The sequence below is a fragment of the Polymorphobacter multimanifer genome (genome assembly GCF_014205635.1).
Lineage (GTDB): Bacteria > Pseudomonadota > Alphaproteobacteria > Sphingomonadales > Sphingomonadaceae > Sandarakinorhabdus > Sandarakinorhabdus multimanifer.
Window position 1 is genome coordinate 1 of the sequence record NZ_JACIIV010000020.1, and the last position, 14,989, is coordinate 14,989.

A 14,989-nucleotide genomic window follows, 5' to 3' on the forward strand; every position below is an offset into this window, starting at 1 on the left:
ATCCGGTGCCGGCCTGAACGACACCGCCCGCGCTCGCACCGCTCACATCGCCCTATCGGCCCGCGAACAACGCTGACTTCTTCAACACAATCGGGGCGTTAGCGGTCGTTCTATTTTATACGTTCAAGACCCCAATGGGGTCTGGGGCCTGAGGCCCCAGCCGCCGGAGGCATTCAGGCCTGTCCGACAAGTGCCATGGAATCCTCCCATAGCGTCGCCGCCGCAGCGTCGTCGCGGGCTAGCACCGATGGGTCGGGCCATGTGAGCACAGCGCGGCGGAGGGAGGCGTAGGTGCGGCCTGGGGGTGGGGTGGTGTCGACGAGGGTGGCGAGGCCGGTGGCGGCGGCGGTGAGGGTGTTCATGGTGGGGCGGAAGCGGCTGATGAGGGGGAGGAGTGGCCAGACGAGGTGGCGGACGGCCCAGTGCTGGTGGCGGACGAGGCCGGTTTCGGGGGTGAGGCCGGGATCATAGGCGAGGACGGTGAGGGCGGGGTGGAGGCGGCCGAAGTGACGGGCGGTCATGAGGTTGGCGAGTTTGGAGCTGGTGTAGGCGCGCAGGCCGGCGGTGAGCGGGCGGGGATCGAGGCCGGGGTCGGTCGATGGGTCGGCGAGGCGGCGGGCTTCGATGTGGCGCGGGGGCGGGAGGCCGGTGCGCTCGGCGGGATCGTGGGTGCCGCTGGTGGTGAGGATGACGCGGCGGGTGAGTTGGGGGGCGAGTGCTGCGAGCAGGGCGGCGTGGGCGAGGTGGTTGGTGGCGAAGGTGAGCTCATGGCCATCGGCGCTGCGGGCGTCGACATGGGGGTGCTGGGTGCCGGCGTTGAGGATGAGGGTGTCGATGGCTTCGCCGGCGAGGCTGGCGGCGAAGGTGCTGACGCTGGCGAGGCTGGCGAGATCGAGCGGGCGTTCCTCGGCGCTGAGGGGTGGGGCGCCGGCGGGTGCGGTGCCGGGGGTGCGGACGCCGGCGATGAGGCGGGTGCCGGGCCGGGCGAGCAGGATGGTGGCGGCGGCGCGGCCGATGCCGGTGGTGGCGCCGGTCATCACGATGAGGGGCATCGGGATTGTCCTTACACTGTATGCTTACAGTGTATATGTTGACGGCAGTGCAGCGTCAAGCGAAGGAAGGGCGATGAATGTTGCGGCCCCCGACCTGGGCGCCACGCTGGTGGCGGAGGCGCTGACGATCCTGGAGCGGGACGGGCTGGCGGCGCTGAGCCTGCGCGGGGTGGCGAGGGCGGCGGGGGTGAGTGCGATGGCGCCGTATCATCACTTTGCCGATCGCACTGCGCTGCTGGCGGCGGTGGCGGTGGTGGGGTTCGAGCGGCTGTATGCGGCGAAGATGGCGGCGACCCAGGGGGTGGATGATCCGCGGGCGGCGCTGGTGGCGGGATCGCGGGCTTATGTGCGCTTCGTGATCGAGAATCCTGCACTTTACCGGCTGATGAAGGGGCCCGAGATGGCGGAGCGGGGGGCGCATCCGGCGCTGGCGGCGGCGGCGGCGCGGCCGGCGGCGAGCCTGGCGCGGTTGCTGCGAGAGATGGGGGCCGGACCGGCGGCGGCGGAGGCGCTTTGGGCGCTGGTGCATGGCTTCGGGCTGCTGGCGATCGACGGCTACCTGGCCGGCGGGCCGGAGGCGCTGGTGGAGCGGGCCGGGGCGGCGGCGGACGCGCTGCTGAAGGGCGTGGCGTGAACGGGTTTCCGGCATCGCAGGCGATGGCGATGGCGCTGGAGGAGGCGGCAGCGGCAGGGGCGCGGGGCGAGGTTCCGGTGGGGGCGGTGCTGCTGGGGCCGGACGGCACGGTGCTGGCGCGCGCCGGCAACCGGACGCGCGAGCGGGCGGACCCGACGGCGCATGCCGAGATGCTTGTTATTCGCGACGCCTGTGCGGCGGTGGGGAGCGAGCGGCTGACCGGGTGTTCGCTGTTCGTGACGCTCGAGCCCTGCGCCATGTGTGCGGCGGCGATTGCGGCGGCGCGGGTGGCTCGGCTGGTGTTCGGCGCCGAAGACCCCAAGTCGGGCGGGGTGCTGCACGGGGCGCGGGTGTTCAGCCATCCCCAGGCGCATCATGTGCCCGAGGTTGTGGGCGGCGTGGGCGAAGCAGCGGCGGCGGCGCTGCTGCGGGATTTTTTCATGAGGCTGCGTTTCTGATTCTGGGAGCTGACACAGAGAAGCGGCAGACCGTTGCCGGCCCGCCGCTCCTTGTTGTTCAGGTCGTGCGAAGCTTACAGCTCGGTGATGTTCACCGCTGCCTGCTTGCCGCGACGATCTTCTTCCAGCTCGAACGACACGCGCTGGCCTTCGGCCAGGCCGTTGAGACCGGCGCGCTCGACTGCGGAGATGTGCACAAAGGCATCACCACCACCGTCTTCACGCTGGATGAAGCCGAAGCCCTTCTGGTTGTTGAAGAACTTCACGGTGCCTTCGACACGCTGGCCGTCGGTGACCGGGGGGGCATCGCGGCGCATCGGGCGCGGACGATCACCACCGCCAGCACCACCGGGGGCGCCGAAGCCACCGGCATCACGGTCACGCGGCGGGGCCGGGCGGTCGCTGACCGGCATCGGCTCGCCATCGATGGCAATGTCGGTCGCGGAGATGCGGCCGTTGCGCTCGGTGAGGGTGAAGCTCATCGGCTGGCCATCGGCGAGGCCGGTGAGGCCGGCCGCTTCCACGGCCGAGATGTGCACGAACACGTCTTCGCCGCCATCATCGCGGACGACGAAGCCGAAGCCCTTCTGGGCGTTGAAGAACTTGACGACACCGGTTGCGGTGCCGATGTTGATGCCGGGGCTCATGTCCCGCGGGGCACGGGGTCCGCCGAAGCCGCCGCCGCCGCCGGCACCACCGCCGCCGCCGAAGCGACCACCGCCGCCACCGCCGCCGCCGCCGAAGCCGCCACCGCCGCCGCGACCACCGCCGCCGCCGCCGAAGCGATCACCGCCGCCGCCGCCAAATCGATCACCACCGCCGCCGAAACGATCGCCGCCACCAAAACGGTCCCCACCGCCGAAGCCGCTCTCAAACTGATCGAACCCGCGCTCGCGCTTGTCGACACCACCACGCCCGGGACCACGCCCGCGTTTATCAAAGCTCATTTTCTTTCCACGTCTTTCATGTTCGTCAAAGTTTGGTGCCCGTCGGCGGCGATGCGGTGAAGTGATATGCAACGAAACCGATATTGCTCCGTGAATGTTCGTACAGGAACGCCACTGATTCGGCCATGCACATTCGGCGGACATATTTTACGGTTGTTTGGCCTAGCGGCGGCGGGTGACGAGCGAGGCGATGCCGCCGGATGCCAGCGCCGCGAACACTGCCGCCAGCCCGTAGAGCAGGCTGTTTTCCTGCGCCATGAGATAGATCCAGCGCTCGAAGCCGGACTTGTCGATTTCGATCGGCATGGTGGCGCTGGCGACCACCCTGCCCTCCTCGATGAGAAAGATCTCGGCCGAGTATTCGCCAACCGGGACGGCGCTCGGCAGCTGCAGCCGCGCCTGGTAGAGCACCTGGCCGGTGACCTGGACGCCGCTGGGATCTTCGGCGAACAGCCCGGCGCGGCGCTTGACGGCGATGAGGCCGGCTTCGAATTCGGCGCGCTCGGCTTCGCTCTCGCCCGATGCCGGGGAAAGCTGGAGGCTGCCGACGCCAAGCTCGTAGATTGCCATCACCCGGTCGTCGGCAAGGTCGGCGATGGGCCTGGTGGTGGCGACGGCGTAGAAGCCGGGGACGCTTTCGAAGCGGACGGCATCGGTGTTGACCCAGATGCCCGCCACCCTGCCCTTCTTGCGCACGGTGACGGGCTCGGCGGGGCCGCGGACGACGATCGCGACATCGGGGGCGGTATCGGGGACGCGGCCGCCGGGATACTGGATAGCGCCGAAGACGAGCAGCTCGACGCCCCTGAAGGTGGTGTTGATGTCGATGCGTGCCTGGCTGAGCTCGCTGATGAGGCCGGGGTTTCTTTGGGGATTGCGGCTCGTTTGCGCTTGTGCTGGTGCGGCGAGCAGGAGCAGCAGGAGCAGAAGGGCCCGCATCAGCCGGCTTCCTGCAGGGTGAAGACATCGGCGGGTTGCACGGTGAGGCCGAACAGCAGGCGGATGGCGACGCCGAGCACGAGCAGGGCAAGGGCGAGGCGGAGTTTTTCCGGGCTGAGCTTCTGGGCAGCACGCACGCCGACCTGCGCGCCGGCGACGCCGCCGACGAGGAGCAGCAGCGCCAGCACGATATCGACAGAGCGCGAGCTGGTGGCATGGAGGAGCGTGGCCGCACCGGTGACGAAGATGATCTGGAAGAGCGAGGTGCCGACGACGCTCGAGGCGGACATCCCGAGCAGGTAGAGCATGGCGGGGACCATGATGAAGCCGCCGCCGATGCCCATGATGACGGTGAGGATGCCGACCACGACGCCGAGTGCCAGCGGGGCGAGCGGCGAGATGTAGAGGCCGGACTTGTAGAAGCGGGTGCGGCCCGGAAGGGCGGCGATCCAGGGAACATGGCCGCGGCGGCGGGGCGGGCCGGGTGTGGGCGAGCGGGCGGCCAAGAGCGCGCCGAGCGCCTCCTTGAGCATCAGCGCGCCGATGACGCCAAGGAAGAGGACATAGATGATGTTGATCGACACATCGATCTGGCCGAGCGACTGCAGCCAGGTGAAGACGATCTGGCCGAGCCCGGCGCCGATGACGCCGCCGGCCACAAGCACCCCGCCCATCTTGAGATCGACCTGGCCGCGTTGCCAATAGGCGAGTGCGCCCGAGACGCTCGAGCCGGTGATCTGCGTGGCCGAGGAGGCGACGGCGACGGCGGGGGGGATGCCGTAGAAGATGAGCAGCGGCGTGGTGAGAAAGCCGCCGCCCACCCCGAACATGCCCGACAGAAAGCCCACGCCGCCGCCCAGCAGGATGATGACCAGCCAGTTGACCGACATTTCGGCGATGGGGAGATAGAGAGTCATGAGGTTGCCTGCATCTGCCCTTGCCGCACGGATGCGGCAAGTATGAGGCACGGGGTTTCGTGCCCGCGGCCTTGCAAAGGGGCGGTGGCACCGGTCTAAAGCCCCATGCCCGCCCCATCGCCCCAATTTGCCCTGCTTGCGATCGGCATCCTGCTGCTGGCGACGGTCGTGGCGGGTTCGTTTTCGAGCCGGTTCGGGCTGCCGGCGCTGATCGGCTTCCTGGGGCTGGGCATGCTTGCCGGCGTCGATGGCCCGGGCGGGATTGCCTTCGACAATTACCTGCTGACGCAGAGCGTGGGCGTTGCGTGCCTGATCTTCATCCTGTTTTCGGGCGGACTCGATACCGACTGGAAGGCGGTGCGCAAGGTGGCGCTGCCGGCGCTTTGCCTCGCCACCTTCGGGGTGATCATCAGCGCCGGCACGATCGCGGTTTCAGCAGCGCTGATCTTCGACATGACGTTGCTGCAGGGGGCATTGCTGGGGGCGGTGGTGGCATCGACCGATGCGGCGGCGGTGTTTGCCATCCTGCGATCGACGGGCCTCGATGTGGACGGCGATGTGCCGGCGCTGATCGAGTTCGAATCGGGCACCAATGATCCGATGGCGATCTTTCTGGTGGGTGCCGTGCTGCTGTTGATGGCAGCGCCGGCGGCACCGCTGACCGGCATGGCGGTGGATTTTGGGCAGCAGATGACGATGGGCGGGCTGATCGGCGTGGCGGCCGGATGGATGATGCCGGAACTGCTGAAGCGATCGGCCTACCCCGATGGGGGAACTGCGTTCGTGATTCCCATCGCCGGTGCGCTTGTGGCCTATGGCCTGGCCGAAGCCGCGGGCGGCAACGGCTTTCTGGCGGCCTATGTTGCCGGGCTCGTTGCCGGCAACCGCGTCTATGCAGCGCGCAAGATGGTCTCCACTTTTCAGGATGGCATCGCCTGGCTTGCGCAGGTGGTGATGTTCCTGACGCTCGGGCTGCTGGTGACGCCGACCAACCTTGGCGATGTGATCCTGCCCGGCGTTGCCATCACCTTCATCCTGATGCTCGTGGCGCGGCCGCTCAGCGTGTTCCTCTGCCTCGCGCCATTTCGCCGCTATGGCTGGCGGGAGAAGCTGTTCGTGTCCTGGGCGGGGCTGCGCGGCGCTGTGCCGATCGTGCTCGCCACCTTTCCGATTGTGGCCGGCGTGCCGGGGGCGTTCGCGATCTTCAACGTCGTGTTCTTCGTGGTGGTGCTGTCCAGCCTGATCCAGGGGCCGACGGTGAAGCCCGTGGCGGAGTGGCTGGGCATTGCGCGGATGAACGGCGGGGAGGCGCCCGAGCCGAAGCCGCGGGTGCCTCAGGGGTTTTGAAGGGGCCTCCGGCGGCCGGGGCCTCGGGCCCCGGACCCCTTGAATTGGCCTTTGCAAGCTCCGGACAGTTCAAATCGAGCGACGGCCCAAGAATGGGGTCTGGGGCCCAAGGCCCCAGCCGCCGGAGGCACCTTCAGCTGATCATTTCGCCGCGGCGGCCTTTTTGGCGTCGATGCGTTTCTTGAAGAAGGTCCAGCTGGTTTCGTTGGGGCGGGTGTCGTTGCCTGGCGGGGGGGCGGTGTATTCGGGGTAGCGGGCGGCGATTTCGTCGGTGACGACCTTGGGGAGGCCGGCGATGCCGTTCGGGAGCGTCTGGCCGACGGCGTTGAAGACGAGGACGCCGCCGCGGCCGGTCATTTCCATGAAGGGCAGCCAGGGGCTCAGGCGGACCCAGGCGACGGAAGGATTGGCGCGGGGCTTTGTGGCATCGAGCAGATCAGCCTCTTCGACGACGAAATCGAAGATCTCCATCGAGTGATACTGGTTGCCGACATAGGGCTGATAGTCGCCGCCCATGGGGTTGAGATACCAGAGCGGCACCACGGTGGGCATGAACACGCGGCCGTTCTGGATGCGGGCATTGAGCTTGTAGGGGGTGCCATCGGCGTTGGTGGGGAACATGGGGGCGCGCATGTTGACTGGATCGTTGGCGACATGGACGACTTCGACCGTTTTGCCGGTCCAGGGGTTGGCCCATTGGCGGACAATTTCGCCGGTTTTGGTGTCGGTGTAGAACATCAGCTCGCGGCTGACCTGGCGGAAGCCCTTGCCGCGCTTCGCGTCCTCGACGCTCACGCACTGGCGGATGTTCATGCCCTGCAGGTTGAAGAGATGCTTGTCGGGCTCGCCTTCGACGCGCGCGTACATCTCGCCTTCCCAGTGATAGACGACGGGCTCATTGTCCTTGACCGAGCATTGCACCTTGCGGAAGGCGGTGAGCGCATCGGCAGGGTTGGCGAGATCGAGGCGCTTTTTCGATTGGGCGGCGAGCGGCGAGGCTATTGCAATTGCGAGTGCCAAAGTGGCGAGCATCGGCTTCAACATGTCACATCCCCCGAATGATCGTGCCGCGCGCGGCGGCTTTTGCCAAAGCAATACATTGACAGGCGGATTTGTCCGGACAAATTAGGCCCCTGTCAAGCCGAAGACGTCAAGAGGAAGATGCCATGCGTCCTGGAGTGATCGAAGTCGGCCCGCAGCGGTATCGCGAGACCTATGGCCGCTATTTCGAGCAGTTTGTGGTGGGCGATGTGTATGAGCATCGGCCGGGGCGGACGATCACCGAGGCGGACAATGTGTGGTTCACGCTGCTGACGATGAACACGCATCCTTCGCATTTCGACGTCAATTATGCGGCGAAGACCGAGTTCAAGCGGCCGCTGGTCAACTCGCCGCTCACCGTGGCGATGCTGGTGGGGATGAGCGTTTCCGATGTGAGCCAGAAGGCGGTGGCGAACCTGGGGTGGAAGGAGATCCGGATGACGGCGCCGGTGTTTGCGGGCGATACGCTCTATGCCGAATCGGAAGTGATCGAGAAGCGCTGCTCGAAATCGCGGCCCGAGCAGGGGCTGGTGACGATCAAGACGACAGGCAGGAACCAGGACGGCGTGGTGGTGTGCGACTTCTTCCGCACCATGCTGATCTGGAAACAGGGCTGCGGCCCGACCGAGGATTGAGGACCATGGCCAGCGCCTACAAGCAGACCCGCGGCATCGACCCCGATTTCGAGGCGCAGCTGCTCGATGCGATCGACAAGTGGATTGCGCGCGAATTGCGGCCGGTGGTGATGGAACATGACCATGCCGACAAATGGCCGACCGAGACGGTGGACCAGATGGTGGCGCTGGGGCTGTTCGGGGCCACCATCGGCGAGGACTATGGCGGGCTGGGGCTGCCGGCGGTGACCTATGCCAAGATCGTGGCGCGGATCAGCAGCTACTGGATGGCACCGACGGGGATTTTCAACAGCCATCTGATCATGGCGCTGGCGATCGAGAAGTTCGGCACGCCGGCGCAAAAGGCGAAATGGTTGCCGAAGATGGCGCGCGGCGAGATCAGGGGCGGGTTGGCGCTGACCGAGCCCGATGCGGGGACCGACCTGCAGGCGATCCGCACCACTGCGAGGCGTGAGGGCGATGAGTATGTCATCAACGGCACCAAGACCTGGATTTCCAACGGCATCAAGGGGCATGCCTTTGCGCTGCTGGTGAAGACCAACCCCGAGGCGAGCCCGCGCTACCAGGGGATGAGCATGTTCATTGCCGACAAGGGGCATGAGGGCTTCAAGACCGGCAAGAAGATCGAGAAGCTGGGGTACAAGGCGATCGATTCGGGCGAGCTGATCTTCGAGGATTGCCGGCTGCCGGCGGACCAGCTGATTGGCGGCGAGGAGGGCCAGGGCTTCTTCCAGGCGACCGGCGGGCTGGAGCTGGGGCGGATCAATGTCGCGGCGCGCGGCGTGGGGCTGGCGGAGGGAGCGCTGCGGCTGGCGACCGATTATGCGCAGGTGCGGAAAACCTTCGGCAAGCCGATTGCCGAGCATCAGGCGATCCAGCTCAAGCTGGGCGAGATGGTGACGCGGGCGCGCGCGGCGCGGCTGCTGACGCTCGATGCAGCGGAAGCCTATGATCGCGGCGAGCGGGTGGACATGGAAGCGGGGATGGCGAAGTATTTCGCGTCCGAAGCCGCGGTGAAGAACGCCGAGGAAGCGATGCGCATTTTCGGCGGCTACAGCTATTCGAAGGAATATGAGATCGAGCGCTACTATCGCGACGCGCTGCTGATGTGCATCGGCGAGGGGACGAACGAGATGCAGCGGATGATCATTGCGAAGCAGTGGGTGAAAAGGAACCCGGTATAATAATGATTATAAGTTTAGATCTTCGACTTGATTTTACTGGCTATTCTCCCGGCTGGTTTGTTAAGAAAGCATATAGATACGTGAATCAAAACGACGAGCAGTATATCATAGACGCATCATTTTTATTTCGTAGCTTGGGAGATATGCGGTCTTTAGAGACCGCTGTCGGCGACTCAATGGAAGGTAGCGACTGGTGGACAATCGATAATCCACCAAATTTTGATAACGGTGAAAAGCCATCTGAGCACATGCCGGTGATCGCGAAGAACTTACTTGAGATCGCAAAAACGCCGGGACATGTCATCATTTATAATAATACCATAACTCGGCGATCAAATCTCGACTGTTATTTATATTGCCTTTCAGTTAGTTCGTTGAACGAGCATTTTATCGAAATGGGCTACGATCAGATTTATGAAATAGATAACATTTTACTCTTTGCTTATCAGATTTTGATAGATTCCGCAGGGTTTTTTTCCTCGTTTTTTTTTCGCAATGTGAATTACCGTGAGAAAGGGCAGTTAAATTATTCTAATAGGCCAATGCGAGATGGCGTTTTTGAAAAAGATGCTTTTTTCGAACGTGAGGAAGAGATTAGAATTGTTTTCCTGCCGTCAGTGCCTTCTTCGGGACGGAAGTTCCATATTGTGAGAAGCGAGAAGGCTTTGCAGCTAATGAAAAAGATCAGCTTGTGACCCTCCCCCTCAGCGGCACGCGCATCCTCAGCCTCGAGCAATATGGCGCTGGTCCCTATGGCACGATGTTTCTCGCGCAGCTCGGCGCCGAGGTCATCAAGATCGAGCCGCCGCGCGGGGGGGATTCGAGCCGGGCGACGGGGCCGTATTTTCTGGGGGCGGATGACAGCCTGTTCTACCAGAGCTTCAACCTTTCCAAGCGCAGCCTGACGCTCGACCTGAAGTCGGAGGCGGGGCAGCGGATTTTGCACAGGCTGGTGATGACGGCGGACGCCGTGACCAACAATGCGCGCGGGGACCAGCCGGCGGCGCTCGGGCTCGATTATGCAGCGCTGGGTGCCATGAAGCCGGGCATCGTGTGCGTGCATGCGAGTGCTTATGGGCGGGACAATGCGCGCGCGGCCTGGCCGGGCTATGATTATCTGATGCAGGCCGAGGCGGGCTTCATGCACCTGACCGGGGCGCCCGATTCGCCGCCGACGCGGTTCGGGCTTTCGATGGTCGATTTCATCACGGGCACGATGCTTTCCACCGCGACGCTGGCGGGGATCATCGGGGCGCGGTCGACGGGGCTTGGGGGGGATTATGACATCAACCTGCTCGACGCGGCGCTGCATCAGACGAGCTATCCTGCCTATTGGTATCTGAACCAGGGACATGACATCGGCCGGACCACCGCGTCGGCGCATCCTTCGGTGGTGCCGTCGCAGTTGATTGCCACCGCCGATGGCCATGTGTTCATCATGGCGCAGCTGCCGAAATTCTGGGAGCGGCTGGCGGAGCTGCTCGGGCTTGCGGCGCTTGTTGTCGATCCGCGCTTTGCCAAGCCCGCCGGGCGGCTCGCGAACCGCGCCGCGCTTGTTGCCGAAATCGAGGCGGTGACGCGCACCCGGACGACCGCGCACTGGATCGAGGTGCTTGGCGGCAAGGTGCCGGTGGCGGCGGTGAATACGTTGGGGGAGGCGCTCGACAGCCCGTGGTTTGCCGCCAATGGCATGGTGGAGACGATCCCGCAGTCGGAGGGGCCGATGCGGGTGCTCGCCAACCCCATCCGCAAGGATGGCGCGCGGCTGCCGAACCGTGCTGCTCCCAAGCTGGGGGCGGACACGCTCGATATCCTGGCCGAGATCGGCATCGGCGCCGAGGAGGCCGCCGCGCTCAAGGCGAGCGGCACGGTCTGATGGGCAAATTGTCGGGGGTGCGGGTGGTGGACCTGAGCCTGTTCCTGCCCGGGCCGATGCTGACGGGCATGATGGCCGACCAGGGGGCGAGCGTGATCAAGGTCGAGCCGCCGGCGGGCGATCCGGCGCGGGCGATGGGGCCGTTCGAAGCGGGGCATGGGGTGTGGTTCCGGAATTTGAACCGCGGCAAGACGAGCGTGGCGCTCGATTTGAAGACGGAAGCGGGCAAGGCGGCGCTGTGGGACCTGCTTGGCGACGCCGATGTGATGGTCGAGGGGTTCAGGCCCGGCGTCATCGGGCGGCTGGGCTTCGGGGCGGAGGCGGTGCGGGCCCGGTTTCCGCGGCTGGTGTATTGCTCGATTTCGGCGTTCGGGCAGACGGGGCCGATGGCGGACCATCCGGCGCATGACCTGGGGGTGCAGGCCGAAGCGGGGCTGCTGGCGCTGAATGACGGGGCTGATGGGGTGCCGGTGGTGCCCGGCGTGCCGAGTGCCGACATGGCGGCGGGGCTGACGGGGCTGGCGGCGGTGTTGATGGCGCTGTTCGATCGGACCCGGACTGGCGAGGGGGCGACGATCGACTGCTCGATGCTTGGCAGCCTCGCACCCTGGAGTGCGCATGTCGTTGGCGAGGCGATACGCGGCGGCCCCGGCCCGGTGTCGGCGCGGCAGCGGTCGCTGGGGGGGGCGGCGTTCTACAATGTGTATGGCTGCGCAGATGGCGGGCATGTCGTGCTGTGCGGACGCGAGCCGAAGTTCGTGGAGGCGCTGCTGACGGCGCTCGGGCGGCCGGATCTGGTCGAGGCGGCGTGTGGCGAGGCGGGGCCGGGGCAGGATGTGGTGAAGGCGTTTCTGGCGGAGACGTTTGCAGCGCAGCCGCGGGCCTTTTGGGAGGGGTGGTTTGCCGGGCGCGATGTGGCGTTTGCGCCGGTGCGATCCCTGGGCGAGGGGCTGACGCATGCCGGGCTGATCGTGGCGGATGCGGACGGCGCGCACCACATTCGCCCCGCGATCAGCTTTGCGGGCGAGGACTGGGTTCCAGCGCCGGCGCCGCCGCTGGCCGGCTGTTAAGCCGCCGCAGTTGCTGTTAGGCTGGCGGCCATGGCGAACGCGCAAACCTATCTCGTCATCATCGATGGCACCGAGGAGAGCCGGGTGGCGCTGCGCTTCGCGGCACAGCGCGCCAGCCATGTCGATGCGTCGGTGACGCTGCTGCATGTGATGCGCGAGCCCGAGTTCATGCCGCTGGGTGCAGTGCAGGAGGCCATTCGCGCCGAGGCGGCGGAAGAGGGCGAGGCGCTGCTCGCGGCCTATGCCGATGAGGCGGAGGCACTGGCGGGCACGCGGCCGCAGACGGTGCTGCTGTGCGGCGAGGCGGGGCCGACGATCCATGGCTATATCCAGAACGAGCCGCGGATAAGGGCGCTGGTGCTTGCCACCGCGACCAAGGGCTCGCCGGGGCCGCTGATCGCGCATTTCTCGGGCGAGCGGATCGGGCAGCTGCCGTGCGTGATCATCACCGTGCCGGGCGGGCTGACCGCTGACCGGATCATCGAGATCAGCTGACAATCCGGACTGATTCGTTCCGATTTGCCTTGATTTGGCGCCTGCCCCTTGCCACATCGGGACAAAGGCCGATTGGAGACTTCGCATGTTTATCGAGACCGAACGCACCCCCAACCCTGCCACGCTGATGTTCCGGCCGGGCCGACAAGTGACCGATGGCGGGAGCGCCGACTTCAGCACGCCCGAAGCGGCCGAAGCCTCGCCGCTGGCGCAGGCACTGTTCTCGCTCGGCGATGTGAGCGGCGTGTATTTCGGTGAGGATTTCATCAGCGTGACCAAGGCCGAAGGGTCTGCGGACTGGGCCGACATGAAGCCGCAGGTGCTGGGCGTGCTCGTCGATCATTTCAGCAGCGGGGCGCCGCTGTTCGTGCAGGAGCAGGCGGCGGCGGTGATCGATGACGATCCGGCCGATGCGGAGATCACCCAGCAGATCCAGATGCTGCTGGAAACGCGGATCCGGCCGCAGGTGGCGGCCGATGGCGGGGACATCGTCTATCGCGGGTTCAAGGCCGGGACGGTGTTTCTGGAGATGCAGGGCGCGTGCGCCGGCTGCCCCTCGAGCACCTACACGCTGAAAATGGGGATCGAGTCGCTGCTCAAATATTATGTGCCCGAAGTGACCGAAGTGCGCGCGGTGGAAGCCTGAGATGGTCGACCGGCACGCACTCGACACGCTCTTCACCGAGGCCCGCACACGCTATGGCTGGGCGGACACGGCGGTCGACGAGGCGGACCTGCGCGCGCTCTACGACCTGGTGAAGATGGGGCCGACGTCGGCCAATTGCTCGCCGGCGCGGTTCCTGTTCGTGGCATCCGACGATGCCCGGGCGAAGCTGGCGGCGCTGGCGAGCGGCAGCAACGGGCCGAAGATCCTGGCGGCACCGGTGACGGCGATCATCGGCTTCGACACGAAATTCTATGACAAATTGCCCGAGCTGTTTCCGCACACCGATGCGCGCAGCTGGTTCACCGGCTCCGAGAAGATGGCGCGCGACACGGCGTTCCGCAATTCGTCGCTGCAGGGCGGCTATTTCATTCTGGCGGCGCGGGCCCTGGGCTGGGATTGCGGGCCGATGTCGGGCTTCGACAAGGATGGGGTGGATGCCGCCTTCTGGGCGGGCACCGATGTCGAGACCAACTTCATCTGCTCGATCGGCAAGGGCACCGGGGAAGGGCTGCACCCGCGGCTGCCGCGGCTGGCCTTCGAGGATGCGTGCCGCATCCTGTGAGCGATGGCAGCCACCCGCGGTGGCCCGGGCGATTTCTGGGAATCGGGACATCGTCGCCAGCGCTTTCCTGTGCGCTTTTCGAGGATGGCCGGCTGGTGGCGCATGAGCATCGCATCATCGGCCGCGGCCATGCCGAGGCGGTGGTGCCGGCGGTGGCGGCACTTCCCGACCGCGGCCGGGCGGATGCGATCTTTGTCGATATCGGGCCCGGCAGCTTCACCGGCATCCGGCTGGGGGTGGCGGCGGCGCGAGCACTGGGCGTGGCCTGGGGCGTGCCGGTGCACGGCGTGAGCGCCGCGAGCCTGGTGGCGGCACAGGCCTTTGCCCTGCAGCCGGGGCTGGAAGCGGTGACGGTGCTTCTCGATGCGGGGCGCGGGCAGCTGTTGCGGCAGACGGTGGCGGCGGATTTCGGCGCCGATGCCGTGCAATTGCTGGCGCCGGACGAGGTTGGGCCGAGTGCAGCGCCCTTTGCGGGTGCCGGCGTGCTGCTGCTGGTACCGGGCACGGAGGCGGTTCATGTGGGGCAGCCCGACATGGGATGGCTGGCGCAGCTTCCCGACGTGGCACGGCAGGCGGCGCCGGCGGCGCTTTATGCCCGGCCGCCCGACGTGGTTGCTCCTGGTCCGCTTAGCGCATAATCAGGCGCGATGAGCACGCTTGCGCCGCCGGTGATCCTGCCGGCCGATGATCGCCACCTAGACCGGATGATGGCGGTGATGCGCGCCAGCTTCGATCCGGGCTTCGGAGAAGCCTGGACGACGATGCAGATGGCGGGTGGATTGTCGCTCGATGGCAACTTCGCGCGGCGCGCGGTCGATCCGTCCGACGGGTCGGGGGAGAGGTTGCTCGGATTTTCGCTCAGCCGGGCTGTGCTCGACGAGGCGGAACTGTTGCTCGTCGCAGTTGTTCCGTTGGCACGCGGCCTTGGGATCGGTCGCGGGCTTGTCGACCAGGCGCTGCTCGACAGTCGGCGCCGGGGATGCGGACGGATGTTTCTGGAAGTGCGTGAAAATAATCATGCGGCACGCCAGCTCTATCATGGTTGCGGCTTTTTCGACATCGGCCGACGCATCAACTATTATTCCGGTTCGGATGGTGCACGTTTTGCCGCAATTACGATGCAGCGGCATCTGATCGACTAGGGTTAGCACTTTCCCGGTCTTGC

General features: G+C 66.0%; 18 protein-coding genes. 13 read left to right on the top strand and 5 right to left on the bottom strand.

Annotated features, from left to right (window positions below):
• Positions 1-173: 173 nt before the first annotated feature.
• Entirely contained in the window at positions 174-1,052 is an 879-nt protein-coding gene (locus tag FHS79_RS13225) for an SDR family NAD(P)-dependent oxidoreductase (RefSeq protein ID WP_207792351.1), read from the bottom strand.
• Between the two features lie 73 nt (positions 1,053-1,125).
• Here FHS79_RS13225 and FHS79_RS19195 point away from each other — a divergent pair, with 73 nt between their 5' ends.
• Together FHS79_RS19195 and FHS79_RS13235 are read left to right on the top strand one after the other, a co-directional pair.
• Positions 1,126-1,686 carry a TetR/AcrR family transcriptional regulator gene (locus FHS79_RS19195; protein WP_184200908.1) on the top strand — a complete coding sequence of 187 codons (561 nt, stop codon included), beginning with the start codon at positions 1,126-1,128 and terminating at the stop codon, positions 1,684-1,686.
• Between the two features lie 23 nt (positions 1,687-1,709).
• Entirely contained in the window at positions 1,710-2,144 is a 435-nt protein-coding gene (locus tag FHS79_RS13235; protein ID WP_184201109.1) for a nucleoside deaminase, read from the top strand.
• Positions 2,145-2,218: 74 nt separating this feature from the next.
• Here FHS79_RS13235 and FHS79_RS19200 read toward each other — a convergent pair whose 3' ends face one another.
• The 3 genes from FHS79_RS19200 to FHS79_RS13250 all read right to left on the bottom strand — a co-directional run bounded on the left by FHS79_RS19200 (position 2,219) and on the right by FHS79_RS13250 (position 4,947).
• Entirely contained in the window at positions 2,219-3,091 is an 873-nt protein-coding gene (locus FHS79_RS19200) for a cold-shock protein (protein WP_184200911.1), read from the bottom strand.
• Between the two features lie 162 nt (positions 3,092-3,253).
• Positions 3,254-4,030, bottom strand: coding sequence for a TIGR02186 family protein (locus tag FHS79_RS13245; protein ID WP_184200914.1), 777 nt, complete (start codon positions 4,028-4,030; stop codon positions 3,254-3,256).
• A complete protein-coding gene (locus FHS79_RS13250) occupies positions 4,030-4,947 on the bottom strand; it encodes a sulfite exporter TauE/SafE family protein (RefSeq protein ID WP_184200917.1) in 918 nt (305 codons plus the stop codon). Before FHS79_RS13250 ends, FHS79_RS13245 begins: the two co-directional genes overlap by 1 nt.
• Before the next feature lie 105 nt (positions 4,948-5,052).
• Here FHS79_RS13250 and FHS79_RS13255 point away from each other — a divergent pair, with 105 nt between their 5' ends.
• Positions 5,053-6,294 carry a potassium/proton antiporter gene (locus tag FHS79_RS13255; RefSeq protein WP_184200920.1) on the top strand — a complete coding sequence of 414 codons (1,242 nt, stop codon included), beginning with the start codon at positions 5,053-5,055 and terminating at the stop codon, positions 6,292-6,294.
• A gap of 141 nt (positions 6,295-6,435) precedes the next feature.
• On the opposite strand, the gene FHS79_RS13260 is transcribed toward FHS79_RS13255, so the two are convergent.
• Positions 6,436-7,338, bottom strand: coding sequence for a DUF1838 family protein (locus tag FHS79_RS13260; RefSeq protein ID WP_184200923.1), 903 nt, complete (start codon positions 7,336-7,338; stop codon positions 6,436-6,438).
• A 122-nt stretch (positions 7,339-7,460) separates the two neighbouring features.
• On the opposite strand from FHS79_RS13260, the gene FHS79_RS13265 reads away from it, so the two are divergent.
• From FHS79_RS13265 to FHS79_RS13310, 10 genes are all read left to right on the top strand, one after another.
• A complete protein-coding gene (locus tag FHS79_RS13265) occupies positions 7,461-7,970 on the top strand; it encodes a MaoC family dehydratase (RefSeq protein ID WP_184200926.1) in 510 nt (169 codons plus the stop codon).
• 5 nt (positions 7,971-7,975) lie between these two features.
• Complete coding sequence (locus tag FHS79_RS13270; RefSeq protein ID WP_184200929.1) at positions 7,976-9,154, top strand: acyl-CoA dehydrogenase family protein; 1,179 nt, start codon at positions 7,976-7,978, stop codon at positions 9,152-9,154.
• Positions 9,155-9,156: 2 nt separating this feature from the next.
• Positions 9,157-9,849 (top strand): hypothetical protein, encoded by a 693-nt coding sequence (locus FHS79_RS13275; protein ID WP_184200932.1) that lies wholly within the window; start codon positions 9,157-9,159, stop codon positions 9,847-9,849.
• Complete coding sequence (locus FHS79_RS13280; protein ID WP_184200934.1) at positions 9,846-11,030, top strand: CaiB/BaiF CoA transferase family protein; 1,185 nt, start codon at positions 9,846-9,848, stop codon at positions 11,028-11,030. The genes FHS79_RS13275 and FHS79_RS13280 overlap by 4 nt, the downstream gene beginning before the upstream one ends.
• Positions 11,030-12,100 (top strand): CaiB/BaiF CoA transferase family protein, encoded by a 1,071-nt coding sequence (locus FHS79_RS13285; protein ID WP_184200937.1) that lies wholly within the window; start codon positions 11,030-11,032, stop codon positions 12,098-12,100. Before FHS79_RS13280 ends, FHS79_RS13285 begins: the two co-directional genes overlap by 1 nt.
• 30 nt (positions 12,101-12,130) lie before the next feature.
• A complete protein-coding gene (locus FHS79_RS13290) occupies positions 12,131-12,595 on the top strand; it encodes a universal stress protein (protein WP_184200939.1) in 465 nt (154 codons plus the stop codon).
• Positions 12,596-12,680: 85 nt separating this feature from the next.
• Complete coding sequence (locus FHS79_RS13295) at positions 12,681-13,241, top strand: NifU family protein (protein ID WP_184200942.1); 561 nt, start codon at positions 12,681-12,683, stop codon at positions 13,239-13,241.
• A gap of 1 nt (position 13,242) precedes the next feature.
• Positions 13,243-13,824 (top strand): malonic semialdehyde reductase, encoded by a 582-nt coding sequence (locus FHS79_RS13300; protein WP_184200945.1) that lies wholly within the window; start codon positions 13,243-13,245, stop codon positions 13,822-13,824.
• Positions 13,809-14,462, top strand: coding sequence for a tRNA (adenosine(37)-N6)-threonylcarbamoyltransferase complex dimerization subunit type 1 TsaB (gene tsaB / locus FHS79_RS13305; protein ID WP_341534461.1), 654 nt, complete (start codon positions 13,809-13,811; stop codon positions 14,460-14,462). The genes FHS79_RS13300 and tsaB overlap by 16 nt, the downstream gene beginning before the upstream one ends.
• A gap of 9 nt (positions 14,463-14,471) precedes the next feature.
• Positions 14,472-14,966, top strand: coding sequence for a GNAT family N-acetyltransferase (locus FHS79_RS13310; protein WP_184200948.1), 495 nt, complete (start codon positions 14,472-14,474; stop codon positions 14,964-14,966).
• The last annotated feature ends 23 nt before the right edge of the window (positions 14,967-14,989 follow it).

What these genes read in the sequence shown, in the direction of transcription:
- FHS79_RS13235 (WP_184201109.1), top strand. Translation starts at nt 1,710, where the DNA reads ATGGCGATGGCGCTGGAGGAGGCGGCAGCGGCAGGGGCGCGGGGCGAG.
- FHS79_RS13250 (WP_184200917.1), bottom strand. Translation starts at nt 4,947, where the DNA reads ATGACTCTCTATCTCCCCATCGCCGAAATGTCGGTCAACTGGCTGGTC.
- FHS79_RS13270 (WP_184200929.1), top strand. Translation starts at nt 7,976, where the DNA reads ATGGCCAGCGCCTACAAGCAGACCCGCGGCATCGACCCCGATTTCGAG.
- FHS79_RS13275 (WP_184200932.1), top strand. Translation starts at nt 9,157, where the DNA reads ATGATTATAAGTTTAGATCTTCGACTTGATTTTACTGGCTATTCTCCC.
- FHS79_RS13285 (WP_184200937.1), top strand. Translation starts at nt 11,030, where the DNA reads ATGGGCAAATTGTCGGGGGTGCGGGTGGTGGACCTGAGCCTGTTCCTG.
- FHS79_RS13255 (WP_184200920.1), top strand. Translation starts at nt 5,053, where the DNA reads ATGCCCGCCCCATCGCCCCAATTTGCCCTGCTTGCGATCGGCATCCTG.
- FHS79_RS19195 (WP_184200908.1), top strand. Translation starts at nt 1,126, where the DNA reads ATGAATGTTGCGGCCCCCGACCTGGGCGCCACGCTGGTGGCGGAGGCG.
- FHS79_RS13290 (WP_184200939.1), top strand. Translation starts at nt 12,131, where the DNA reads ATGGCGAACGCGCAAACCTATCTCGTCATCATCGATGGCACCGAGGAG.
- FHS79_RS19200 (WP_184200911.1), bottom strand. Translation starts at nt 3,091, where the DNA reads ATGAGCTTTGATAAACGCGGGCGTGGTCCCGGGCGTGGTGGTGTCGAC.
- FHS79_RS13295 (WP_184200942.1), top strand. Translation starts at nt 12,681, where the DNA reads ATGTTTATCGAGACCGAACGCACCCCCAACCCTGCCACGCTGATGTTC.
- FHS79_RS13310 (WP_184200948.1), top strand. Translation starts at nt 14,472, where the DNA reads ATGAGCACGCTTGCGCCGCCGGTGATCCTGCCGGCCGATGATCGCCAC.
- FHS79_RS13300 (WP_184200945.1), top strand. Translation starts at nt 13,243, where the DNA reads ATGGTCGACCGGCACGCACTCGACACGCTCTTCACCGAGGCCCGCACA.
- FHS79_RS13245 (WP_184200914.1), bottom strand. Translation starts at nt 4,030, where the DNA reads ATGCGGGCCCTTCTGCTCCTGCTGCTCCTGCTCGCCGCACCAGCACAA.
- FHS79_RS13260 (WP_184200923.1), bottom strand. Translation starts at nt 7,338, where the DNA reads ATGTTGAAGCCGATGCTCGCCACTTTGGCACTCGCAATTGCAATAGCC.
- FHS79_RS13265 (WP_184200926.1), top strand. Translation starts at nt 7,461, where the DNA reads ATGCGTCCTGGAGTGATCGAAGTCGGCCCGCAGCGGTATCGCGAGACC.
- FHS79_RS13225 (WP_207792351.1), bottom strand. Translation starts at nt 1,052, where the DNA reads ATGCCCCTCATCGTGATGACCGGCGCCACCACCGGCATCGGCCGCGCC.